Here is a 22747-nt window from a genome sequence, read left to right on the forward strand (position 1 = left end):
CATGGTCATGCCTCCTGCGGCGCTTTGCCGCCGTCGGAGGCGTGGTTGCCGCCATCGGGTTCGATGTCGCGATTGGCCGATTTTTCGTTCTTGCCGCCCTGATCCTTGCCACCGTGTCCGAACAGCCGGAGCACGACGACGAAGAACATTGGCACGAAGAAGATCGCGAGGATCGTCGCCGACAGCATACCGCCCACCACCGCGCGGCCGATGGCGTTCTGCCCACCGGCACCCGCACCAGTCGACAGCGCGAGCGGCAGCACGCCGAAGATGAAGGCGAGCGACGTCATCAGGATCGGCCGCAGCCGCAGCTTCGCCGCCTCGATTGCCGCTTCCATCGGGCTCTTGCCGTCTCCCATCCGTTCCTCGGCGAATTCGACGATGAGGATCGCGTTCTTCGCCGACACGCCGATCGTGGTGATAAGGCCCACCTGGAGATAGATGTCGTTGTTCAGCCCGGTCAGCATCGCCGCCAGCAGCGCGCCGACAATGCCCAGCGGCACCACCAGCATGACCGAGATCGGCACCGACCAGCTTTCGTACAGCGCGGCGAGGCACAGGAACACGATCAGCAGCGACAGCGCGTAGAGCGCCGGCGCCTGCCCGCCCGACAGCCGCTCCTCATAGGACAGGCCGGTCCATTCGAGCGAGGTGCCCGGCGGCAGCTTGGCATGGATTTCCTCCATCGCCTTCATCGCCGCACCGGTGCTGGTGCCCGGCGCCGGCGCACCCTGTAGCTGCATCGCCGGCTGCCCGTTGTAGCGGGTGAGCTGTGCGGGTGCCTGCGTCCAGTTGACCGTCGAGAAGGCGGAATAGGGCGCCATCTGTCCGTTCTCGCCGCGCACGAAGAAGGCACCAAGGTCTTCCGGGCGCTGGCGATAGGGTTCGTCCGCCTGGATATAGACCCGCTTCACCCGTCCGCGATCGATGAAGTCGTTGACGTAGGCCCCGCCCCATGCGCTGGCGAGCGTGCTGTTGATCTGCCCCAGGTCGAGGCCGAGCGCGCGGGCCTTGTCCTGATCGATGTCGATCCTGAGCTGCGGCGCATCGTCGAGGCTGAGCGGACGCACCTGCGCCACCGCCTTGTTCTGCATCGACATACCGAGCATCATGTTGCGCGCGGCGACCAGCCGCTCATGCCCGATCCCGCCGGTATCGACCAACTGCAGATCGAAGCCGGTGGCGTTGCCCAGTTCCTGGACGGCGGGCGGCACGATCGCGAAGACCATCGCGTCCTTATATCCCGACAGCGCACCCATGGCGCGCCCGGCGATCGCCTGCGCACTGTTCTGCGCTCCCGGTCGTTCGGCCCAGTCCTTCAGCCGGACGAACGCCAGGCCGGTATTCTGCCCCTGCCCCGCGAACGAGAAGCCGTTGATGGTGAACACGCCGGTCACGCTGGCGGCTTCGTTCTTCAGGAAATGCTCGCGCACCTTGGTCAGCGCGACTTCGGTCCGCGCGGAGCTGGCACCCGAGGGTCCCTGCACCAGCACGACGACACCGCCCTGGTCCTCGTCCGGCAGGAAGCCCGACGGCAGCCGCACGAACAGCAGCACCATGACGGCGACGATGCCAGCATAGACGAGCATCGACCATTTCCAGCCGCGCGCGGTGCGCCCCACGCCCCGTTCGTACTTCTGCGTGCCCCGGTCGAAGGTCCGGTTGAACCAGTCGAAGAAGCGGTTGAAGAACCGGGCGATCGGGTTCCGGCTGGTGCTGTGGTGCTTGTCCGGGTCGTGCGGCTTCAGGATCGTGGCGCACAGTGCGGGCGTCAGGATCAACGCGACCAGCACCGACAGCACCATCGCCGAGACGATCGTGATCGAGAACTGGCGATAGATGACGCCGGTCGACCCGCCGAAGAACGCCATCGGCAGGAACACCGCCGACAGGACCAGGCCGATGCCGACCAGCGCGCCGGTGATCTCGTCCATCGACTTGCGCGCGGCTTCCTTCGGGGACAGTCCTTCGGTCTGGATCAGGCGTTCGACGTTCTCAACGACGACGATCGCGTCATCGACCAGCAGGCCGATCGCCAGCACCATGCCGAACAGCGTCAGCGTGTTGATGGTGAACCCGGCCAGCGCCATGATGCCGAACGTGCCGAGCAGCACGACGGGCACCGCGATCGTCGGGATCAGCGTGGCGCGCCAGTTCTGGAGAAACAGGAACATCACGAGGAAGACGAGGACCACCGCCTCGACCAACGTGTGGATGACCTGTTCGATCGACAGCCGCACGAACGGCGTGGTGTCGAGCGGATAGATCACGTCGATCCCCGCCGGGAAATTCTTGCGAATTTCCTCCATCTGCTCCTTCACCGCATCGACGGTGCCCAGCGCATTCGCGCCGGGGGCCAGACGGACGCCGAAACCGGCGCCCGGCTTGCCGTTCCACAGGGTCGAGAAGCCGTAGTTCTCGGCACCCAGTTCGACCCGGGCGACGTCGCTCAACCGGACGACCGCGCCGCCGACGCTGGTCTTCAGGCGGATGTTGCCGAACTGTTCGGGGGTTTGAAGCCGCGACTGGACCGATACCGTCGCGTTGAGCATCTGCTCCTTGGGCGCGGGCTGCGCGCCGAGCTGCCCGGCGGAAACCTGCGCATTCTGCGCCTGCACCGCCTGGGTAACGTCGGCCATGGTCAGCGCGTAATTGTTGAGCTTGAGCGGATCGACCCAGATGCGCATCGCATATTGCGATCCGAAAATCTGGAGTTCACCCACGCCGCTCACCCGGCTGATCGGATCCTGGATCTGCGACGAGATGATGTCGGCGAGGTCGGACGCGCTCTTGGTGCCGTCCTGCGACACCAGCCCTACTACCAGCAGGAAGCTGGCGGAGGATTTCGCGACGCGGATGCCCTGCTGCTGCACTTCCTGCGGCAACAGCGGGGTCGCCGCCTGCAGCTTGTTCTGCACCTGCACCTGCGCGATGTCGGGGTCGGTGCCCTGCTCGAACGTCAGCGTGATGGTGACGGTGCCCGCCGACGACGACGAGGACGAGAAATAGCGCAGATTGTCGATGCCCTTGAGCTGCTGCTCGATGATCTGCGTCGTCGTGTTTTCCAGCGTGGTCGCGTCCGCACCCGGATAGGTGGCGGAGATCGAGACCGCGGGCGGCGCGATCTCGGGGAACTGCGCGATGGGGAGCGAGCGGATGGCGAGGATGCCGAACAGCATCAACCCGACGGCGATGACCCATGCGAAGATGGGTCGATCGATGAAATAGCGAGACATGGGGCTTATTTCGCCTGTGCCTGAGAAGCGGGCGCGCCGCCGGCCGGGGCGGCCGCACCCTGCGGTGCTTGCCCCGCCGTCTGCGGCGTCCATGGATAGCCCTTGACGGGCGTGCCGGGCTGGAGGTTCATCGCGCCTTCGATGACGACCTTGTCACCGGGCTTCAGCCCGCCCGTCACCAGCCACGCATCGCCGACCGTGCGGCTGGTGGTCAGCGGACGGGGGCTGAGCTTGCCGTCCTGCCCGATCACCATCGCCGTGGCATTGCCCTTGGGATCGCGGGTGACGGCGCGCTGCGGCACGAGGATGCCGTCGCCCTGCGTCCCCTCGACCAGTTCGGCGCGGACGTACATGCCCGGCAGCAGCAGCCCGCGCGGATTGGCGAAGACCGCGCGGATCACCTGCGTCCCCGTCGCCGGATCGACCGTCACGTCGGTGAAGCGCAGCGTCCCCTCGATCGGATAGGTGCTGCCATCCTCCAGCTTCAGCCGGACCCGCGACGCGGCGGCACCGCGCGACAGGTCGCCGCCCATCAACTGCTGGCGCAGCTTCAGCACGTCGGCGCTCGACTGCTGAATATCGACATAGACCGGGTCAAGCCGCTGGATCGTCGTCAGCGCTTCGGTCTGCGCCGCCGAGACCAGCGCGCCGGTGGTCGATACCGACCGCCCGATCCGGCCGGAGATCGGCGCGGTGATGGTCGTGCGCGACAGGTCGATCTGCGCCTGACGGAGTGCTGCGCGCTGCGCTGCAATATCGGCCTCGGCCTGCTGCGCGGTGGTGGTCGCGTTCTCGAATTCCTGGCGTGAGATCGCGTTGATCTTCACCAGTTCGCCATAGCGCCGCGCGAGATTGCGGGTCGATGCGATCGCCGCCTGCGCACGGGTCAGCGCCGCGCGGGCGCTCGCCACCGCTGCCTGATAGGGTGCGGGGTCGATGCGATACAGCGGCTGGCCACGGCGGACGTAATCGCCCTCCTGGAACAGCCGCGCGAGGATCAGGCCGTTGACCTGCGGACGGACCTCGGACGTCTCGAACGCCGCCGTGCGGCCAGGAAGCTGCGTCGTCAGCGTCACCGGTTCGGTGCGCACGGTCACGAAGCCCACCTGCGGCGGCCCTTGCGGTGCCTGCTGCGGCTGCTGCTCACCCCCGCCGCAGGCCGAAAGAATGAGCGCCAGTGCCAATGGAGCCGTGCTTTTTTTCATGAACGTCCTCGACGGATGTGCTAAACAGTGAGTGATCGATCACTCACACATGGGCGGCGCGTACGCCGTCCCGGCGAATGAGGCAAGAGGTTGCAGGTGAATCTGACGTGAATTTGTTGCAGTGCGGTGCAGCGTGTCGGGCGAGCAAGGCGGCGGCCCGTCGCGAAAGGCTGGTTTCGGTGGCGCGACGGCTGTTCGCGGAACAGGGGTTCCACGGTACCGGCGTGGCGCAACTCGCCGCCGAGTCGGGAATCAAGGTCGGGCAGATCTATCGCGACTTCGCCGACAAGGAGGCGATCGTCGCCGAGATCGTCGAGAGCGACCTTGCGACCTTTCTGCACGAGGCCGATCTCGACCGGGCGATCGAGGCCGGCGACATTGCGGCGATCCGCCACTGGCTGCACGTCTTCGCCCGTTGCGAAGGGCCGAGCGATTCGCGGGCGCTGGTGCCCGAGATCATCGCCGAGGCGGCGCGCAACGATCGCATCGCCGCCATCGCGCATGCCATCAACGCGCGGGTCAAACATGCGTTGTTCCGCGCGATCGCCGCGCTGGCCCCCGATCCCGATCATGCCGAGCGCCGCGCGCAACTGGCCGACCTGATCCTGACGATCGGCGCGGGGTTGATGCACCGCCGAATCGCGGACGCCGAATTCGACGAAGCCGCCACCCGCCGCCGGATGGTCGCCATCGTCGAACGGGCGGTCGACACGCTGACCGACGAAACGCCATACCCGATCCTCCAAAGGGAGGATTGCACTTTGTCGGCAGAGGGCTACTAAGGGGGAACGCACTCCCTTGCGTATCGATGCCAAGGCCCGTCCGACCCGCCGTCGGACGGGCCTTGTGCTATCTGGCGAGCGCACGGTCGAGCACCACGAAATACAGGTCGCGGGTTCGGGGCAAGCCGAAGCGCGGATCGTCGAGCGGAAACGGCCGCGTCCCGCCGGTACGGCGATAGCCCTGCCGTTCATACCATGCGATCAGTTCGCCGCGCTGGGCGATGACCGTAATCTCCATCACGCCAGCCCCCGCCGCCGCCGCGGCATGTTCGGCCGCCGCGACCAGCGCGCGCCCGGTGCCGCCGCCCTGCAGGTCCGGCCGGACCGCAAGCATCCCCAGTGCGGCGCGCCCATCTGGCAGAAACGACAGCGCGACGCAGCCGATCATCCTGCCCTCCGCCTCGGCGACCAGCATCCGCCGCACCGGATCGCCGACCAGTTCGCTCAGCGCGGCGCGATCGGTCCGCTGGCCATCCAGCAGATCGGCCTCGTGCGTCCAGCCGGTGCGGGCTGAGTCGCCCCGGAACGCCGCCTCGACAAGATCATGCAGCGCCGCAATGTCGTCGATCGTCGCGACGCGGATCATGGCACCGCCCCCCATCCACCGCCCATCGCCTGATACAGCGCGACCAATGCGTTCAACCGGTCGGCGCGCACCTGTTCGAGCGACAGTTCGACGCTGAACAGCGCCCGCTGCGCATCCAATTGTTCGAGATACGGGCTGTAGCCGGCACGGTAGCGGTTGGTCGCGTGGCGCAGCGCCTCGGCGGTGGCGGTACGTTGCGCCTCCAGCGCGCGGGCCTGCGCGGCGAGACGGTCGACGCCGGCCAGCGCGTCCTCCACCTCGCGGAATGCGGTCAGCACGGTACGCTGATAGGCGAACGTCGCCTGATCGCGCCGTGCCGCTGCGGCGTCGAGGTTGCCGCGCAACTGTCCGCCGCGGAACAGCGGGGCAAGGATGCTCGCCCCGATCGACCAGATGCCGACCGGATTGGGCAGCGCGCTCGACAGCACCTCGCCGGTCGATCCGGTCAGACGCAGCGCCGGCAGGAACTGCGCACGCGCCGCCGCCAGACTGGCATCGGTCGTCGCCAGCGCCGCCTCGGCCTGCGCGATGTCGGGCCGGCGGCGCAGCAGGTCGGACGGCAGACCGGCGGGGATCGGCGGCGGCACCAGCCGATCGAGCGCCAGCCCGCGCGCGATCGGGCGCGGCGGCGTACCGCTCAGCAACGCCAGCGCATCCTCCTGCCGCCGCGCCAGCAGTTCGAGTTGCGGCAGCGTCTGGGTGACGCCGGCATATTCCGCCTCGGCCTGCCGCAGTTCAAGCTGCGAGGTATAGCCCGCCTGCGCCCGCGACCGCGCGATCCGCAGCGCCTCGCCGCGCGAGGCGATCGTGGCCCGGACCGTCGCGATCCGGGCGTCGAGGCCGCGGAGCGTCACATAGCCGCTGGCGGTGGCCGCCGCGACCGAGAGCCGCGTCGTATCGGCGGCAGCGGCGGCGGCATCCCCCGACAGGCGCGCTGCGTCGATCTGGTTCGAAATCCGCCCGAACAGGTCGATCTCGTACGACGACTGGAACACCGGCTGGAGCGAGGTGCCGGTACTCGCCCGGCCGAGCGCGTTGAGCGCGCGCTGTTCGGTCAGGCCGACGCCGACGTCGAGCGTCGGGAACCGTGCCGCCCGCGCCACCCCTTCCTGCGCGCGTGCTTCCGCCACCCGCGCGGCGGCAATGGCAATGTCGGGATTGTTGGCGAGCGCCGCCGTCACCAGCCGGGCCAGTTCGGGATCGCCGAACCCCTCCCACCAGCGCGCATCGATCGCGGCGGTGGCGGGCAGGGTCGTGCGCCACGCGGGCGGTGCCACCACCCCCGCCCCGGCGGGCGGTGGCCGGTCGGGCGGCGTGCAGCCGGCGAGCGCCAGCATCGCGATCAGGGGCAGGCGGCGGTTCATCGCACCGCCGGCGATGGACCGCCGCCGGTATCGACCCGGGCCTCCACCGACATGCCCGGGCGCAGCCGCGCGAACAGCGGATCGTTCCGGTCGATCGCGATGCGCACCGGAATGCGCTGCGCGACCTTCACGAAATTGCCGGTGGCGTTGTCGGCGCGGATCACCGCGAACTCGTTGGCGGCGGCGGGTGCGATCCGCTCCACCTTGCCCCGCAGTTCGGCGCGATCGAGCGCGTCGACCCGGATCGTCGCGGATTGCCCGGCGGCCATGCGCGCGGTCTGCGCCTCCTTGAAATTCGCCGTGACCCAGACGGCGGGCGGCACGAGGAACATCAGTTGCGTCCCCGCCGTGACATATTGGCCCAGCCGCACGCCGACCTCGCCCAGCCGCCCGTCCTGCGGCGCGCGGATGACGGTGTTGGCAAGATCGATCTGCGCCAGCCGTACCGTCGCCTGTGCATTCTCGACCGCCGCCTGCAATCCGCCCCGACCGACCTCGACGGTGCGGACCTGTTCCTGCGCAACGCTGCGCTGCGCCTGTGCCTGCGCGACGCCGGCCTGCGCCGCGCGGAGTGCCGCCAGCGTCTGGTCGCGTTCGCGCAGCGACACCGATCCCTCGCGCACCAGATCGTCGACCCGCGCCATGTCCGCCCGTGCCCGCGCCAGTTGCGCCTGTGCGTTCTGGACGGCGGCGGCCTGCCCGCCCAGACTCGCCTCGCTCGACCGCTCGCTCTGCCGCGAATTGGCGAGGTTCGCGCGCTGCGCCGCCAGTTGCGCCAGCGCCTGATCGACCCGCTGGCGATAGATGCGATCGTCGATCCGCGCGAGGATTTGCCCGGCGCGCACCTGTTCGAAATCGCGCACCAGCACCTGAGTCACATAGCCGTTCACCTGCGGCGCGATCACCGTCGTCTGGCCGCGGACATAGGCGTTGTCGGTCGCCTGCACCCGGCTGACGAACGGCCACAGCCCCCAGGCATAGAGCGCCAGCGCGACCCCGCCCAGCAACAGCGCGACGAAACCCAGCGTGGAGCGCAGGCTGCCGCGCGGCGGCGCCCAGCCCCGGGCGCGCGCCGGTTCGACGGGGATCTCGACCGGGTCGGCGAGGCGTTGCGCGTCGTCGCGCGGTATCTGGGTATCGGTCATGAGGATTGCTGCTGCCGCATGCGTTGCACCGCCGCCAGATCGGCCGCTAGCGGATTTTCCCCGCGCAGCCGGAAGCGCAGCCACAGCGCGCCGAGCCAGACGACGACCATGGCGGATAGGATCGCGACGGCAAGGAACACGTCGTTGAACGCGAGGATATTGGCCTCGCGCGTCACCTGTTGCGCCAGCAGCGACGTGCCGGTCCCCTGTCGCAGCACCGGATCGCCCTGCACCCGGGCATAGGCCCCGCCCAGTTGCTGGATGCGCTGTGCGACGACCGGATCGGTCAGAGTGAGCGACTGGACCAGCTCGAACGAATGATATTTCTCGCGCACGATCTGGAACGACCCGAGCAGCGCGGTGCCGGCAAGGCCGCCCAGCGTCTGGGTGATGCCGAACAGCGCCGAGAAGCTGACGATATGGGTGGTGCCGCGTGCCAGCGCGCGGAAGATGCCGATCATCAGCATCGGTCCGAGGAAATACAGCGCGGCGAAGGCGATGATCGTTTGGCTGAGGTACAGGCTGGAGGGTCGGGTGAGGTTGGTCGAATCCGAATCCATCCACGCGCCGATGCCGATCAGCGCGACCGCGATCACCACCGGCTTGTAGAGATCGGCCATGTTCAGCGTCTTGAGGCCGACAACCAGCCCGGCGAGCGACCCCAGCACCATGCACAGGCTGAGCGTCACCAACTGGTCGTTGCCCATGCCGACGACGCTCAGCAGCCCGACCGTGCCATAGGTCTGTTCGGACAGCAGGATGCGTAGCGACGCCGCGACGATGCCGAAGCGGATGATGTTGCGCCCGAGCATCCAGCGGGTGTTGAGCAGCGGATTGGCGCGATTATGCTCGATCAGCAGCGCCGCGCCGATCAACGGGATGGCAGCGGCGGTGGCATAGCCCAGCCACGGCGTCGACCACCACTGGATACGCCCCTGCACCAGCACCGCGCACAGCAGCGCGACGCCGGGCGCGAACAGCGCGAAGGTAAGAAAGTCGATCCGCTCGAACGCCGGAGTGCGTTCGGACGGCGGCAGGCGCAGCAGCGCGACCGCGCCGAGGCACATCAGCGTCAGCCCCAGTTCGAACCAGAACAGCGCCTCGATCCGCCCATCGGCCAGCAGCAGCGGCGACAGCGTCCGCGCGAGCGGCAGCGCGATCTGCGACGCGGCAAAGCCGATAATCATTCCCGATAGCCGCGCGGCGGCGGGCAGCGCCTGCATGATATACAGGAAACACAGCGTCGTCAGCGCGCTGGCGACGATGCCCGACGCGCCACGCACGATGAGTTGCACGCCGAAGCTGTGAACGATCAACTGGAGCACGTTGAGGACAAGGAACGCGCTAAGGAACACGCGGGTGAAGCGCTGCATCCCGAATTGCTGGCGGAACTTGATGAGCAGCATCGACATGCACACGCTCGTCATCGACGAAATCGCGGTCAGCCACCCACCCTGCACCTGGCTGAGCCCGAGCGATCCCTGGATCTGCGGCAGGTTGGCGAGCAGCAGCGCGTTGCTGAACCCGCCGGTCAGCCCCAGCAGGATGCCGATCGCGAAATAGCCCACGCGCCGCGCGAACGGATGGTCGGGCGTTGCGGGCGATCCGGGCAGAAACGGCCGTTCGTGCGGCTTGAACTGATAGGCCGTGGCGATCGCCGTGGCTCCGACTGGTCTGGGGTTCCCGTCGCAATAACTTGTAACAAAAGACTTCGTTCCGCACCGGTAATGGATCGCCGCTGGCATCGCCCGCCGCTTCGGTTACGATCAGTGCGATGGTCCGTCTGTTCTGTATCGCGCTACTAGCCGCGTCCGCCGCTTCCGCCCAGCCCGCGCTAGAAGCGCTGCTGCCGCCCGTCCGGCCGTGGCATGGCCGGAGCGAGGCGCTGATCGTCAGATCCGGCGGCCCGTGGATCACCCCTGCCGAGGCGGCCGCGTTCGACACCACCCCCGATTACGCCGCAACGCGGGGCTGGCTCGACCGGCTGGTGGCGGCATCGCCGCTGCTGTCGATCGAGACGTTCGGCCGCAGCGCGCAGGGGCGCGACCTTTACTATGTCCGCGCGCACAAGGGTGGTCCGACACCCAAGCCGGTCGTGCTGGTGCAGGCGGGCATCCATGCGGGCGAGATCGACGGCAAGGACGCCGGCCTCATGCTGCTGCGCGACATCGCGCTTCGCGGCAAGGATCGCCTGCTCGACAAGGTCGATCTGGTGTTCGTGCCCATCTACAACGTCGACGGGCACGAGCGATCAGGTCCGTGGAACCGCCCGAACCAGCGCGGCCCACGCGATATGGGCTGGCGGACGACCGCGCAGAACCTCAATCTCAACCGCGATTATTTGAAGGCCGACGCGCCCGAGACGCGGGCGATGATCGCGCTGATCCGGCGGCTCGATCCGGTCCTCTATCTCGACCTGCACGTCACCGACGGGATCGATCATCGCTACGACGTGACCTATGCCTTTTCCGGCTGGCGCGGCTATGGCGCGCGCTCGGCGGCGATCGGGCAGGTGCTCGACCGGCAGCTCCGCCCCGCGATGGACGCAGCACTGGTCCGCGCCGGCCATACGCCGGGCTATTACGTCAGCACGATCGACAATCGCGCCCCCGAAAAGGGCATGACCCAGGACGTCGACACGCCGCGTTTCTCGACCGGCTATGGCGACACCGCGCATATCCCGACGCTGCTGGTCGAGACGCATTCGCTCAAACCCTATCGCCAGCGCGTGCTCGGCACCTATATCTTCGTCGAGGAGGCGCTGCGCTTCGCCGGCGACCGGGGCAGCGACCTGCGCGCCGCGATCGACCGCGATCGTGCTGCGCGGCCGACCACCCTGACCGCGACGTGGAAGCCGAACCTGGTGCCGCTCTATTCGGTCGACTTTCTCGGATTGGCGCACGACAGCTATCGCTCGCCCGCCTCGGGTCGCGACGAACTGCGCTGGCTGTCGAGACCGGTGACGTTCAAGATGCCGGTGTTCGGCAGCCTGCCCGACAAGGTGGTGCAACTGCCGAAAGCATGGTGGGTGCCCGCCACCCTGCCGCACGTCATCGACCTCCTGCGGCTGCACGGCCTGACCGTGGAGGCCGTCGCCGCGCCCGTTACCCGCACGCTCGACATGGCGCGCGCCACCAACCCGAAACTTAGGCCGGCGAGCGAGGGACATGTTCCGCTCGACGCCACGATCGTCCATGAGAACCGGCGCGAGACGATGCCCGCCGGATCGGTCCGCGTTCCCGCCAATCAGCCGCTGGGCCTGCTCGCCGCCTATCTCCTCGAACCCGAAAGCGGGGAAGGCGTGCTGGCATGGAACCTGGCACCGGCCATGCTCCAGCGCACCGAATATATCGAAGGCTATGCCATCGCCCCCTTGGCCGACCGGATGCTGGCAAGCGATCCGGCGCTGAAGGCCGCGTTCGAGGCGAAGCTGGCCGCCGATCCCGCCTTCGCCGCCGATCCGACGGCGCGGCTGCAATGGTTCTATGCCCGCACGCCCTATTACGACGAACGCTATCTACTGTATCCGATCGGGCGCGAGGTGAATTGACCTTGATGGCCCACGTCCCTAGCCCACGCGACATGACGAGTTTGCCCGCATGACCGCCCCGTCCATCATCGTCGTCGAGGACGATCCCGCGCTGCGCACCCTCACCGCCCGCGCGTTGCAGGAAAACGGCTATCTCGTGCGCACCTGCTCCGCCGCGCCCGAGATGTGGCTAGCGCTGGAACAGGGGCCGGTCGACCTGATCCTGCTCGACATCATGCTGCCGGGCACCAGCGGCATCGACCTGTGCCGCCAAATCCGCCAGGCCAGCGCGGTGCCGATCATCTTCGTTTCGGCCAAGGGCAGCGAGGTCGATCGCGTCATCGGCCTCGAACTGGGGGCCGACGATTATCTGCCCAAGCCGTTCGGCACGCGCGAGCTGATCGCCCGCGTCCGCGCCGTGCTGCGCCGGGGCGAACTGAACGCGCAGACGACGCAGCGCGAGGAGGGCATCTATACCTTCGAAGGCTGGACCGCGAACCTGCCGCGGCGCGAGCTGACCTCGCCGACCGGCGCGTCGGTCGACCTGACCGGGGCGGAATTCGACCTGCTGGTCGTGCTGCTCGACCATGCCCAGCGGGTGATCGCCCGCGAACGGCTGATCGAGCTGTCGCGCACCCGGTTGGGCGACAGTTCGGACCGCAGCATCGACGTGCTCATCAGCCGGTTGCGCCGCAAGTTGTCGACCGCCGGTGCCACTCCGCCGATCGTGACGGTGCGCGGCGTCGGCTATATGCTGAACGTGCCGGTCGAGCGGCGGTGAAACGCACCCTGCCGGCGATGCCGTTCGGGTTGATCGGGCGGATCGTCGCGATCCTGCTGCTGACGATCGTCATCGAATTCGGCGTCTCGGTCCTGCTCTACGAACGCGCCAGCCAGTTTTCGGTACGCGACGACGAGGCGCGGCGGCTGGCCGAGCATCTGGTGATCGCGCGGCGGATCGTCGACGAACGCGCCATCGCCGAACGGCCGGGGATGGCCGCCGAACTGACCACCGAACGCTATGCCGTCCAGTGGCGGCCAACCCTCCCCGCCCTGCCCGTGCGCGGCACCGAGCTGCGCGAGATGGAACAGCAGGTGCTGGCATGGGAACCGACGCTCGCCGACACCGGGCTGCACCTGACGCTGGCATCGCCCGGCGGGCGATCGGTCGTCACCGGCGTGCTGCGGCTGGACGACGGAAGCTGGCTGTATTTCCGCACGCTGGAGCCGCTGCGCGCGTTCGATCTGGCGCTCGGGCGTATCCTGCTGGCGCTGATCCCGGCGATCGCGTTGATGGTCGCGGGCGGGCTGCTGATCCGCCGGACGTTGCGGCCGATGCGGCAACTGGCCGATGCGGTCGATCGCTTCGGCGCGGGCGGTGCCGCCGCGCTGCCGCCGGTCGAGGAAGCCGGCCCCGGCGAGGTTCGCCGGCTCGTCGTGGCGTTCAACGGATTGCAGGCGCGCATCCACCGGTTGATCGAGGATCGCACCCGCGCGCTGGCGGCGGTCGGCCATGATCTGCGCACCCCGCTCGCCCGGTTGCGGCTGCGCACCGATGCGATCGCCGATCGCCAAGTGCGCACCACGGTGCAGAATGATCTGGCCGAAATGGAGGCGATGGTCCTCTCGCTGCTCGCCTTCCTCGGCGGGGAGGGGGAGCCGGAAAAGCCGACACTGGTCGACATCGCCGTGCTGTGCGCCAGCATCGTCGACGACGCGACCGATCACGGCCATGACGCCAGCTATCACGGCCCCGACCATTGCGAACGGGTCGTGCGCCGGTCCAACTTCCGCCGCGCGGTCATCAATCTGGTCGAGAATGCGATCCATTACGGCGGCAGCGCGCGGCTCACGCTGGTGCGCGACGTGGACGCCACCATCGTCCGGGTCGAGGACGACGGTCCCGGCATCCCCGAGGAATCGCTCGGCCATGTCCTCGAACCGTTCGTGCGGCTGGACACCGCGCGCAAGCGCGACACGGTCGGCTTCGGCCTTGGCCTGTCGATCGTCGCCCGCGCGGTTGAGGCGGAGGGCGGACGGCTCGAACTCGCCAATCGCGACGGGGGCGGGTTGTGCGTTGCGATCGTGCTTCCCGCCGCAGCGCAGCGGCAATAATTCGTTACACGGCCGTCGAACGCAGCAATTATCTTGGCCGTATACGCTGATCCCGACCGGCATGGCTGCGGCCCATGCCCTCTGGATTGGGAACAAGCGATATGAACGACGTCATCGGGCGGGTCTTCGGATTCGAAAAGGACGTGTTCGGCACCGATGCCGACCTCTATTCGAAGCTGGCGACCGATGGGCAGAGCCCCAAGGTGCTGATGATCTCGTGTTCGGATTCGCGCGTCGTTCCCGAACATATCCTCCAGGCGAAGCCGGGCGACGTGTTCGTCATCCGCAACGCCGGCAACATCGTCCCCCCCTTCACCCAGCAGAACGGCGGCACGACCTCCACGGTCGAATATGCGGTCGCGGTGCTCGGCGTCACCGACATCATCGTATCGGGCCATTCGGGCTGCGGCGCGATGGGCGCGCTGATGAAGCCCGAGACGCTGGCAGGCCTGCCGAGCGTCGCGGCATGGCTGCGCCACAGCCATGCCGCCCATTCGGTCGTGTCGCACAGCTATCCCGATCTTGACGATCAGGCCGCGGTCCGCGCCGCCAGCCTCGAGAACGTCGTGGTGCAGATCTCGCACCTGCGCACCCATCCCGCGGTCGCCTCGCGCATCGCCAAGGGCGATCTGACGCTGCACGGCTGGTTCGTCGACATCCATGCCGGGGTGATCCTCGCGCTCGACGGCGAAACCGGCCGGTTCGCGCCGATCAACGAAGATCGCCCGCTGCCAGTGGCGTTGCCCGCCGCGAAGCGGCTGGCTGCCGATTTCTATACGGCCGAAGCTGCCGAATAAGCCGTTCCCGCATGTCCGGCGGGGCGATTCTTCCCTCCCCCGTCCCGTCGGCCTAGCGGGTTCCGCGCCGGCCATGCTTCCCCCGAGGCATGGCCGGCGCACCCCGTTCAACCACAAGGCATCCCTGCCGCCATGTCGCAACCATCCCTGATCGCCAATCTTCGGCAGGATTTGCCGGCGTCGATCGTCGTCGCGCTCGTCGCGCTGCCCCTCTGCCTCGGCGTCGCGCTGGCGTCGGGCGCGCCGCTGTTTTCCGGGCTGATCTCCGGGATCGTCGGCGGCATCGTCGTCGGTGCGCTGTCGAAATCGCCGTTGTCGGTCAGCGGTCCCGCCGCCGGCCTGACCGTGATCGTGCTTGACGCGATCACCCGCCTCCCCTCGTTCGAGGCATTCCTGCTCGCGGTGATGCTCGCCGGCATCCTCCAGGTGCTGCTGTCCTTTTCGCGGTCGGGCGTGCTTGGCGAATTCGTGCCGTCGTCGGTCATCACCGGCATGCTGGCGGCGATCGGCCTGATCCTGATCTTGAAGCAGGTGCCGCACGCGATCGGCTATGACGGCGATCCGGGCGGCGACTTTGCCTTTCGGCAGGACGACGGGCGCAACACCTTCAACACCATCATCTTCGTGCTGCGCGAACAGGTGGTCTGGGGCGCGGCGGTCATCGCCGCGATCAGCCTTGCCTTCCTGTTCTGGTGGGAAAAGGCGAAGCCCAGCGACGGTTTCCTGAAATTCATCCCCGGCCCGCTGGTCGTCGTGGTCGGATCGGTCGCGCTCAACGCGCTGTTCGGGCTGGTCGCGCCGGCGCTGCAGGTCAAGCCGACCCATCTGGTCAGCGTGCCGATCGCCGAGAGTCTTGGCGGGTTCGTCAAGCTGTTCAGCTTCCCCGACTTCGGCCAGATCGGCAATGCAACGGTATGGACCGTGGCGGTGACGCTGGCGATCGTCGCCAGCCTCGAATCGCTGCTGTCGGTCAAGGCGGTGGACGAGATCGACCCCAAGCGTCGCGTGACCGACAAGAACCACGAACTGCTGGCGCAGGGCGGCGGCAACATCATCTCCGGCCTGATCGGCGGCCTGCCGGTCACATCGGTGATCGTGCGGTCGTCGGCCAACGTCGGTGCCAACGCCGCGTCCAAGATGTCGACGATCCTGCACGGTAGCTGGCTGCTGCTGTCGGTGCTGCTGATCCCGGTGCTGCTCAACCTCATCCCGCTGTCGGCACTGGCGGCGGTGCTGATCCAGACCGGGTACAAGCTGACCAAGCCCGAGCTGTTCGTGAAGCGCTGGAAGCAGGGCTATACCCAGTTCGTCCCGTTCGTCGTGACCGTGGTGGCGATCCTGTTCACCGATCTGCTCAAGGGCATCGTGATCGGTCTCGTCGTCGGCTTCGTGTTCGTCATCGCGCGCAATTTCCGCCCGGCGGTGACGTTCGTGCAGGACGGCGAAGGCCCGGGGGCAAGCTGCATGGTGCGCGCCAAGCGCAACCTGTACTTCATCCATAAGGTCGAACTGACCCGCGAACTCGACAAGGTGCCCGACGACTGCACCGTGGTGATCGACCTGTCGGCGACCAGCTATGTCGATCTCGACAACATCGACATCATCAACGGCTTCATCAAGAATGCCCAGTATCGGGGCGTCAACGTGCTGGTCCGCGGCGACATCGGTGAAAAGACCGCGCCGCAGATCAAGGCGCCGCGCAAGGAGGTCGCCTACGCATGAGGGAATACAAACACCTGCTGCTCGCCAACAAGGCATGGGCATCGGAAAAGCTGGAAGAGAACCCCCGGTATTTCACGCGCCAGACGCAAGGCGAACAACCCGATTTCCTGTGGATCGGGCCATCGGACAGCCGCGTCGCGCCCGACCAGTTGACCAACGCCCAGCCGGGCGAGATGCTGATGCACCGTAACATCGCCAATCTGATCGATCCGAACGACCAGAATCTGATGTCGCTGGTGCAATATGCGGTCGAAACCGTCGGCGTGCGCCATATCATCGTCTGTGGTCATTATGGCTGCGGCGGCGTCGAGACCGTGCTGTCGGGCGAGGTCGACGGCCATATCGACGACTGGCTCAACATCCTGCGCGACGTGATCCGCGACCACCGCGATGAACTCGACGGCCTGCCCGCCGGCGAGTTGCGCAGCAACCGGCTGGTCGAACTGAACGTCCGCGACCAGTTGGTGAAGCTGGCCCGGACCGACGTGATCCAGAACGCCTTCGCTTCGGGCAAGCCGCTCGAACTGCACGGCTGGATCTATGATCTGCGCGACGGGCTGCTCAAGCCGCTGATGGAGATCGACGCGACGACGCCGCTGGCGGCGGTGCCGGTGCCGGAAAAGGTGCTGACCTAAGCGAACGGCTCCCCCCTTCCGAGGGGGAGCCGTTCCGGTTCAGCCCGCCATCGTCATCACCGCGCCCGAATCGACGCGGATATTGGCACCGTTGATGAAGCTGGCCGGTCCCGAGCACAGGAACACGATCGCGGCGGCGACTTCCTCCGCCTTGCCGCGGCGCTTGAGCACCATGCCGGGGCGTTCTTCCTTCAGGAAACTCTCGATCGCCGAGTCCATGTCGGTGCCGAGTTCCTTTGCGCGCTTTTCCATCATTGCGTCGGTCATCGGCGTTTCGATAAAGGCGGGCGACACGCTGTTCACCAGCACATTGTCGCAGCCATAGGCCTTGGACAGCCCTTTCGTCAGGTTCAGCAGCCCGGCCTTGGACGCGCAATAGGCAAGCTCGTCGACATAGGGCTGCACCGCATCCTCGGACGCGATCAGCACGATACGCCCGCCGCCCGCCTTGCGCATCGCCGGAATTGCCTCGCGCGCGACACGGACCGCGCCCATCAGGTTGATTTCCAGCGTTTCGGCCCAGCCGGCATCGTCGACCTCGAGGAAATCGCCGGTCGCCCCGGTCACGCCGGCCGCATTGACCACGATCTCCGGATCGCCGAGCAACTCGCGCACCTTGGCGAACAGCGCCTGCACGTCGGCCAGCTTGGTAACGTCGGCCGGCACCGCGACCACCTCGCCATATTGCTTCAAGCCTTCGAGCGTGGATTCGATGTCACCGCCGGGTCGGTCGCTGATCGCGACCCGCACGCCTTCCTCCAGCAGCATGCGCGCGGTTTCCCGGCCGATCCCGCTGTCCGATCCCGTCACCAACGCGATCTTTCCATCAAGCCCGAAGTTCATCCTGTCTCTCCAATCCAGCAACACCGGACGGCCAAGCTCTTGAAATGACGCGGAGTTCCGTCACAATTGCGTACCGTTCAGCGTGGCGATCGCCTGGATCAGCGCTAAGTGGCTCAAACCTTGCGGCAAATTGCCGAGATACTCGTGCGTCTTCGGATCGATCATTTCCGGCAGGATGCCGACGCCGTCCGCCAGTCCCGCCATCGCCGCCTCGAATGCCGCCGCCGCGCGGTCGTGCTGGCCGAGGATCGCCCGCGCCTCGACCATCCAGAAGGTACAGGCGAGGAAACAGCCTTCTTCCTTGTCCATGCCGGTGTAGCGATAGTGATAGGCCCCCGCGCCAAGCTCGCGGTCGATCGCGTCGAGCGTGCGCGCCAGCCGGTCCTGCCCGTCGAAGCGGAACCGCACCGCCAGCGCCAGCGACGCATCAAGACCGTCCGCGCCCGGATAGCAGAGATAGGCGCCGCGCTCCTCCGACCAGCAATGCTCGCCGATCCATTCCATGATCCGGTCGCGCTCGCGCGCCCAGCGGTCGCGGCAGGTGGTGGGAAGCTGCCCGGCATCGGCCAGTTCGACCGCGCGCTCCAGCGCCTGCCAGCAACTGATCTTCGACATGGTGTAGTGCTGGGCCTCCTCCAGCTCCCAGATGCCGGCATCCTTCTGCCGCCAGCGATCGGCGCACTGGTCGGCAAGGTGCGACAGCGTCTCGGCACTGGTCGAATCGAGGATATTGCCGCACGCGACGAAGCGTTCGGCGGTTTCGAAGATGTCGCCATATATGCCGTGCTGATGCTGGTTCGTGGCGAGATTGCCCGCGACCACCGGCTGCGACCCGCGATAACCGGGCAGGTCGACCCGTCGTTCATCGGGCACCCGGTCGCCGGCCAGCGTGTAGCAGACGCGCGGGGCACCCTCGCCCAGCCGCTTGAGCAGCCAGGTGAACCCCGCCTTCGCCTCGCCCAGCGCACCGATCCGCAGGAACGCCTTGATCGTATAGCCGGCATCGCGAATCCAAGCGTAGCGATAGTCCCAGTTCTTGGTGCCGCCGATCCGCTCGGGCAGCGATGTCGTCGCGGCGGCGACGATCGCGCCCGACGGCGAATAGAGCAGCAGCTTCAGCGCCAGCGCGCTGCGGATCGCCGTCGCGCGGTGATCGCCGACACAGTGGAGCCGCTGCGTCCAGTCGCGCCATTCCTTGTCGGACAGGTCGATGCGCTCGTCGACCGCTTCGATCGTCGGCACTACCAGCGGCTCGTCGGCACCGGCGACGATGCCGATCGTCGCGCGCTCGCCCGGCGCCACCGCGATCCGCCCATCGATGCCGTCATCACCCTGCCGGTCGATCGTCACATTGTCCGAACAGCGCACCAGCCCCAGCACCGCGCCGACATGGAATACATCATGCCCCCCGGCGCGCGCAAAATAGGGGCTGACGGTGTCGGCGCGCCGCCCGAAGCGCAGCGTCAGCGTGAAGGCGACGCGCCCGTCGAGCCCCTCTACCCGGCGGGCGAGTTCAGCCCATGGCAGTCGCCCGGCGGTGCCGCTGTTCAGGCTCTCGACCAGCTTGGCGCGCCCGGTGGCGGTGGTGAAGATCGTCTCCAGGACGTTGCTGTTGTCGCGGTAGCGTTGTTCGCTGGTGAACGGTTCGGCCGGGGTGATCGCGAAATAGCCGCCCTGCCCCGCATCGAGCAGCCGGTCGAACAGCGGCGGCGAATCCATGTTGGGCACGCACCACCAGTCGATCGATCCGTCCGCGCCCGACAGCACCACCGCCCGCCCGTCCCCCAGCGCACCGTAGCGGGCAAGCGGCAGATAGCCGTCGGTATCGCGCAGCGAGGCGGGAGCAGAGGCGGACGAGGATCGCAGGAACATGCGCCCGATAACCCGTGATAGCGCGCAAATGTCCGTGATCGCGGGGAGACAGCGGCGGCGACGTGCGTTTGCGTGGCTTCACCTCCCCTGCAAACGACATTTCGGAGAACCGCCGCATGAGCCTCGCTTCCGCCCTGGGCCTTGGCAAGAAGGTCCGCTACGCCGTCGTCGGTGCTGGCGACATCACCCAGCGTTCGATGCTGCCCGGCATCAAACACACCGGCAATTCGAAGCTCGTCACCGTCGTCACCGGCGACAGCGACAAGGCGACGGCACTGGCCGAGATGTACGGCCTCGATCGCACCTATAGCTATGACGAATATCACGAACTGCTGGCATCGGGCACGATCGATGCGGTGTATCTCGGTACGCCCAACTGGCGGCATGCTGAATTCGCGGTGCCCGCACTCGCGGCGGGCATCCATGTGCTGTGCGAAAAGCCACTCGAAATCTCGACCGAACAGGGTCGCGCGATCCTTGCCGCGCAGCAGGCGTCGTCGGCGAAGCTGATGACCGCCTATCGCCTGCATTTCGAACCCGGCACGCTGTCGGCGATCGATAAGGTGCGCGACGGCAAGCTAGGCGATCTCGTCACCTTTACCGCGACGTTCAGCCAGTCGCTCGATCCCGAGAACCACCGTGCCAGCCACGGCATCGTCGCCGGTCCGCTGTTCGACATGGGGCCGTATCCAATCAACGCCATCCGCTACCTGTTCGGCGAGGAACCGGTCGCGGTGGAGTCGGCGGTGGCGACCCGCCAGGCGAAGGCTGGCTTCGGCGATCTCGACGATACGTTCGCGGTCGTGCTGCGGATGCCCGGCGCCCGGCTGGCAAGCTTCACCGTCAGCTATTACGCCGGCAACGTCGATCATCTGACGATCTGCGGTGCGAAGGGCAGCATCCATATCGATCCCGCGTTCGGCTATGGCGATACCCAGCATCAGACGATCACGATCGGCACCGAAAAGTCCGAAGAGAAGTTCAAGCCGACCGACCAGTTCGGCGGCGAGATGAAATATTTCTCCGACTGCATCCTGAACGGCGACGATCCCGAACCCGATGCCGAGGAGGGTCTGGCTGACCTGCGCGTCATCGAAGGCATCGTCGAGGCGCTCAAGACCGGCCGCCGCGTCGACCTGCCGCCGTTCGAGCGCAAGCGGCGGATCAACACCGCGACGCAGAAGCAGACGCTGTCGCCGGTGACGCCGCCGGAGACGGTAAAGGCCAAGACGCCAAGCGGTCAGTAAGCCTCTTTGCCCCTCCCTGGAAGGGAGGGGTTGGGGTGGGTCGGCCCGTGAGGGAATGGAGCGCCAGCCCCGAACCTACCCACCCCCGGCCCCTCCCTTGTCAGGGAGGGGAGATCATCCCGCTACCACTCCACCCCGATCTTGCCGAAATGCTCGCCGCCTTCCTGAAACCGGAACGCCTCAGCCAGATCGGTCAGCGCGAAGCGTCGATCAACCACCGGACGGATACCAGTCGCATCGAGCGCGCGGACGAAGTCCTGCTGCGCGCGCCGGCTGCCGACGATCAGCCCCTGCAACCGCGCCTGCTTCGCCATCAGCGCCGCGGTCGGCACCTCGCCGCCGCGCCCGGTCAGCACCCCGATCAGCGAAATATGCCCGCCGACCCGCACCGCCGCGATCGACTGGGCGAGCGTGGCGGGGCCGCCGACCTCGACCACATGATCGACGCCGCGCCCGTCCGCCCATGCGGCGACCGTCGTGCCCCAGTCCTGATCGTTGCGATAATTGACGGTGAAGTCCGCGCCAAGGTCGCGCGCCCGTGCCAGCTTTTCGTCGCTCGACGAGGTGATGGCGACCACCGCCCCCATCGCCCTGGCGATCTGCAATGCCCAGATCGATACGCCGCCGGTGCCGAGCAGCAGCACCCGGTCGCCCGCCTTCAATCCGCCATCGACCACCAGCGCGCGCCATGCGGTGAGGCCGGCGGTGGTGATCGTCGCCGCCTCGACCGCGTCCCAGCCCTTGGGTGCATGGGTGAAGGCGGTGGCGGGCAGCACGACCGTCGCTTGCGCGAACCCGTCGATGCCGTCGCCCGGCGTCCGCGCGAAATCGCCGATGGTCGGCGCGCCGTCCTGCCAGTCGGGGAAGAAGCACGAGACGACGGTGTCGCCGACCGCGAAGGCGGTGACGCCCTCGCCCACCGCCTCGACCACGCCGGCGCCATCCGCCATCGGCACGCGACCGTCGGCGGCGGGCGATGTGCCGCTGACGACGATATAGTCGTGGAAGTTGAGCGAACTGCCATGCAGCGCGACGCGGATGTCGCCCGGCCCCGGCTGCCCCGGATCGGCGCGCTCGACCCATTCCAGCCGGTCGAGGCCGCCGGGCGCGCGCAGGGTCATCGCCTTCATGCCGCATCCTCCGCCTGCACGACGGCATCGGTCATGCCGTTCGGCGACAGGATCTCGATCCAATAGCCATCGGGATCGGCGATGAAGGCGATGTCCTTCATCTTGCCCTCCTCCGGCCGCTTGACGAAGGATACCCCCATTTCCTCGAACCGGGCGCAGGCGACGGCGACGTCGGGCACCGAAATGCCGATATGACCGAAGCCGCGCGGATCGGCATTGCCATTGTGATAGCCGGCGAAGTCGGCATCGTCCTCGGTGCCCCAGTTATGCGTCAGTTCCAGCGTCGTCTCGCGCGTGAACAGGAAGCGGGCGCGTTCCGCCGGGTCGGCGGGGATCGTCTCGCCGTCCTTGAGATAGGCGAGGAAATACAGCGAGAACGCCATCTCCTCGAAATCCAGCTTCTGGATCAGCGTCATGCCCAGCACGTCCTGATAGAAGGACAGGCTGGCGCTCGGGTCGCGCACGCGCAGCATCGTCTGGTTGAGGACGAAGCCCCGGGTGCCGTCGGGTCGGGTCATCGAAACGCTCCTGTGCGATTG

18 protein-coding genes are annotated in these 22747 nt (G+C 67.4%); 8 read left to right on the top strand and 10 right to left on the bottom strand.

Going from position 1 to position 22747, the window contains the following annotated elements:
- Nucleotides 1-5: 5 nt before the first annotated feature.
- Both ASG37_RS15910 and ASG37_RS15915 read right to left on the bottom strand, forming a co-directional pair.
- Nucleotides 6-3236, bottom strand: a complete 3231-nt coding sequence (locus tag ASG37_RS15910; RefSeq protein ID WP_055762652.1) for an efflux RND transporter permease subunit — start codon at nt 3234-3236, stop codon at nt 6-8.
- 5 nt (nt 3237-3241) lie between these two features.
- On the bottom strand, nt 3242-4441 hold the full coding sequence (locus ASG37_RS15915) for an efflux RND transporter periplasmic adaptor subunit (protein ID WP_055762655.1): 1200 nt from the start codon (nt 4439-4441) through the stop codon (nt 3242-3244).
- A 179-nt stretch (nt 4442-4620) separates the two neighbouring features.
- Here ASG37_RS15915 and ASG37_RS15920 point away from each other — a divergent pair, with 179 nt between their 5' ends.
- Nucleotides 4621-5223 (top strand): TetR/AcrR family transcriptional regulator, encoded by a 603-nt coding sequence (locus tag ASG37_RS15920; protein WP_055762657.1) that lies wholly within the window; start codon nt 4621-4623, stop codon nt 5221-5223.
- 67 nt (nt 5224-5290) lie between these two features.
- Here the strand turns inward: ASG37_RS15920 and ASG37_RS15925 are convergent, their stop codons facing one another.
- The 4 genes from ASG37_RS15925 to ASG37_RS15940 are packed head-to-tail and all read right to left on the bottom strand — an operon-like array spanning nt 5291 to nt 9886.
- Nucleotides 5291-5809, bottom strand: a complete 519-nt coding sequence (locus tag ASG37_RS15925) for a GNAT family N-acetyltransferase (protein WP_235525278.1) — start codon at nt 5807-5809, stop codon at nt 5291-5293.
- The gene (locus ASG37_RS15930) at nt 5806-7173 is read right to left on the bottom strand and encodes an efflux transporter outer membrane subunit (protein ID WP_055762664.1); all 1368 of its coding nucleotides are present in this window, start codon (nt 7171-7173) and stop codon (nt 5806-5808) included. Before ASG37_RS15930 ends, ASG37_RS15925 begins: the two co-directional genes overlap by 4 nt.
- Nucleotides 7170-8318, bottom strand: a complete 1149-nt coding sequence (locus ASG37_RS15935) for an HlyD family secretion protein (RefSeq protein WP_055762666.1) — start codon at nt 8316-8318, stop codon at nt 7170-7172. The genes ASG37_RS15930 and ASG37_RS15935 overlap by 4 nt, the downstream gene beginning before the upstream one ends.
- A complete protein-coding gene (locus tag ASG37_RS15940) occupies nt 8315-9886 on the bottom strand; it encodes an MFS transporter (RefSeq protein WP_200909844.1) in 1572 nt (523 codons plus the stop codon). The genes ASG37_RS15935 and ASG37_RS15940 overlap by 4 nt, the downstream gene beginning before the upstream one ends.
- Nucleotides 9887-10092: 206 nt before the next feature.
- Between ASG37_RS15940 and ASG37_RS15945 the strand changes: the two genes are divergently transcribed.
- The 6 genes from ASG37_RS15945 to ASG37_RS15970 all read left to right on the top strand — a co-directional run bounded on the left by ASG37_RS15945 (nt 10093) and on the right by ASG37_RS15970 (nt 17116).
- On the top strand, nt 10093-11868 hold the full coding sequence (locus ASG37_RS15945; RefSeq protein ID WP_055762668.1) for a M14 family metallopeptidase: 1776 nt from the start codon (nt 10093-10095) through the stop codon (nt 11866-11868).
- A gap of 49 nt (nt 11869-11917) precedes the next feature.
- Complete coding sequence (locus ASG37_RS15950; RefSeq protein ID WP_055762671.1) at nt 11918-12628, top strand: response regulator; 711 nt, start codon at nt 11918-11920, stop codon at nt 12626-12628.
- Nucleotides 12629-12645: 17 nt separating this feature from the next.
- Nucleotides 12646-13962: an ATP-binding protein gene (locus ASG37_RS15955; protein WP_055762916.1), complete on the top strand. Its 1317-nt coding sequence runs from the start codon at nt 12646-12648 to the stop codon at nt 13960-13962.
- Nucleotides 13963-14063: 101 nt separating this feature from the next.
- Complete coding sequence (locus ASG37_RS15960; protein ID WP_055762675.1) at nt 14064-14759, top strand: carbonic anhydrase; 696 nt, start codon at nt 14064-14066, stop codon at nt 14757-14759.
- A gap of 132 nt (nt 14760-14891) precedes the next feature.
- On the top strand, nt 14892-16481 hold the full coding sequence (locus ASG37_RS15965; protein WP_055762678.1) for a SulP family inorganic anion transporter: 1590 nt from the start codon (nt 14892-14894) through the stop codon (nt 16479-16481).
- Nucleotides 16478-17116, top strand: coding sequence for a carbonic anhydrase (locus ASG37_RS15970; RefSeq protein WP_055762681.1), 639 nt, complete (start codon nt 16478-16480; stop codon nt 17114-17116). Before ASG37_RS15965 ends, ASG37_RS15970 begins: the two co-directional genes overlap by 4 nt.
- A 39-nt stretch (nt 17117-17155) precedes the next feature.
- Here ASG37_RS15970 and ASG37_RS15975 read toward each other — a convergent pair whose 3' ends face one another.
- Nucleotides 17156-17959: an SDR family NAD(P)-dependent oxidoreductase gene (locus tag ASG37_RS15975; RefSeq protein WP_055762684.1), complete on the bottom strand. Its 804-nt coding sequence runs from the start codon at nt 17957-17959 to the stop codon at nt 17156-17158.
- Between the two features lie 60 nt (nt 17960-18019).
- Nucleotides 18020-19831: a glycoside hydrolase family 15 protein gene (locus tag ASG37_RS15980; RefSeq protein WP_055762687.1), complete on the bottom strand. Its 1812-nt coding sequence runs from the start codon at nt 19829-19831 to the stop codon at nt 18020-18022.
- A gap of 116 nt (nt 19832-19947) precedes the next feature.
- Here ASG37_RS15980 and ASG37_RS15985 point away from each other — a divergent pair, with 116 nt between their 5' ends.
- A complete protein-coding gene (locus tag ASG37_RS15985; protein WP_055762690.1) occupies nt 19948-21078 on the top strand; it encodes a Gfo/Idh/MocA family protein in 1131 nt (376 codons plus the stop codon).
- A gap of 122 nt (nt 21079-21200) precedes the next feature.
- On the opposite strand, the gene ASG37_RS15990 is transcribed toward ASG37_RS15985, so the two are convergent.
- A complete protein-coding gene (locus ASG37_RS15990) occupies nt 21201-22208 on the bottom strand; it encodes a zinc-dependent alcohol dehydrogenase family protein (protein ID WP_055762692.1) in 1008 nt (335 codons plus the stop codon).
- Nucleotides 22205-22726: a lactoylglutathione lyase gene (gloA, locus tag ASG37_RS15995; protein WP_055762695.1), complete on the bottom strand. Its 522-nt coding sequence runs from the start codon at nt 22724-22726 to the stop codon at nt 22205-22207. Before gloA ends, ASG37_RS15990 begins: the two co-directional genes overlap by 4 nt.
- Between the last annotated feature and the right edge of the window lie 21 nt (nt 22727-22747).

Origin of the sequence: Sphingomonas sp. Leaf407 (genome assembly GCF_001425385.1) — a bacterium.
Lineage (GTDB): Bacteria > Pseudomonadota > Alphaproteobacteria > Sphingomonadales > Sphingomonadaceae > Sphingomonas.

Excerpts from the sequence above, each read along its gene's own strand:
- ASG37_RS15910 (WP_055762652.1), bottom strand. The coding sequence starts at position 3,236 with ATGTCTCGCTATTTCATCGATCGACCCATCTTCGCATGGGTCATCGCC.
- ASG37_RS15915 (WP_055762655.1), bottom strand. The coding sequence starts at position 4,441 with ATGAAAAAAAGCACGGCTCCATTGGCACTGGCGCTCATTCTTTCGGCC.
- ASG37_RS15925 (WP_235525278.1), bottom strand. The coding sequence starts at position 5,809 with ATGATCCGCGTCGCGACGATCGACGACATTGCGGCGCTGCATGATCTT.
- ASG37_RS15930 (WP_055762664.1), bottom strand. The coding sequence starts at position 7,173 with ATGAACCGCCGCCTGCCCCTGATCGCGATGCTGGCGCTCGCCGGCTGC.
- ASG37_RS15935 (WP_055762666.1), bottom strand. The coding sequence starts at position 8,318 with ATGACCGATACCCAGATACCGCGCGACGACGCGCAACGCCTCGCCGAC.
- ASG37_RS15945 (WP_055762668.1), top strand. The coding sequence starts at position 10,093 with ATGGTCCGTCTGTTCTGTATCGCGCTACTAGCCGCGTCCGCCGCTTCC.
- ASG37_RS15950 (WP_055762671.1), top strand. The coding sequence starts at position 11,918 with ATGACCGCCCCGTCCATCATCGTCGTCGAGGACGATCCCGCGCTGCGC.
- ASG37_RS15955 (WP_055762916.1), top strand. The coding sequence starts at position 12,646 with ATGCCGTTCGGGTTGATCGGGCGGATCGTCGCGATCCTGCTGCTGACG.
- ASG37_RS15960 (WP_055762675.1), top strand. The coding sequence starts at position 14,064 with ATGAACGACGTCATCGGGCGGGTCTTCGGATTCGAAAAGGACGTGTTC.
- ASG37_RS15965 (WP_055762678.1), top strand. The coding sequence starts at position 14,892 with ATGTCGCAACCATCCCTGATCGCCAATCTTCGGCAGGATTTGCCGGCG.
- ASG37_RS15970 (WP_055762681.1), top strand. The coding sequence starts at position 16,478 with ATGAGGGAATACAAACACCTGCTGCTCGCCAACAAGGCATGGGCATCG.
- ASG37_RS15975 (WP_055762684.1), bottom strand. The coding sequence starts at position 17,959 with ATGAACTTCGGGCTTGATGGAAAGATCGCGTTGGTGACGGGATCGGAC.
- ASG37_RS15980 (WP_055762687.1), bottom strand. The coding sequence starts at position 19,831 with ATGTTCCTGCGATCCTCGTCCGCCTCTGCTCCCGCCTCGCTGCGCGAT.
- ASG37_RS15985 (WP_055762690.1), top strand. The coding sequence starts at position 19,948 with ATGAGCCTCGCTTCCGCCCTGGGCCTTGGCAAGAAGGTCCGCTACGCC.
- ASG37_RS15990 (WP_055762692.1), bottom strand. The coding sequence starts at position 22,208 with ATGAAGGCGATGACCCTGCGCGCGCCCGGCGGCCTCGACCGGCTGGAA.
- gloA (WP_055762695.1), bottom strand. The coding sequence starts at position 22,726 with ATGACCCGACCCGACGGCACCCGGGGCTTCGTCCTCAACCAGACGATG.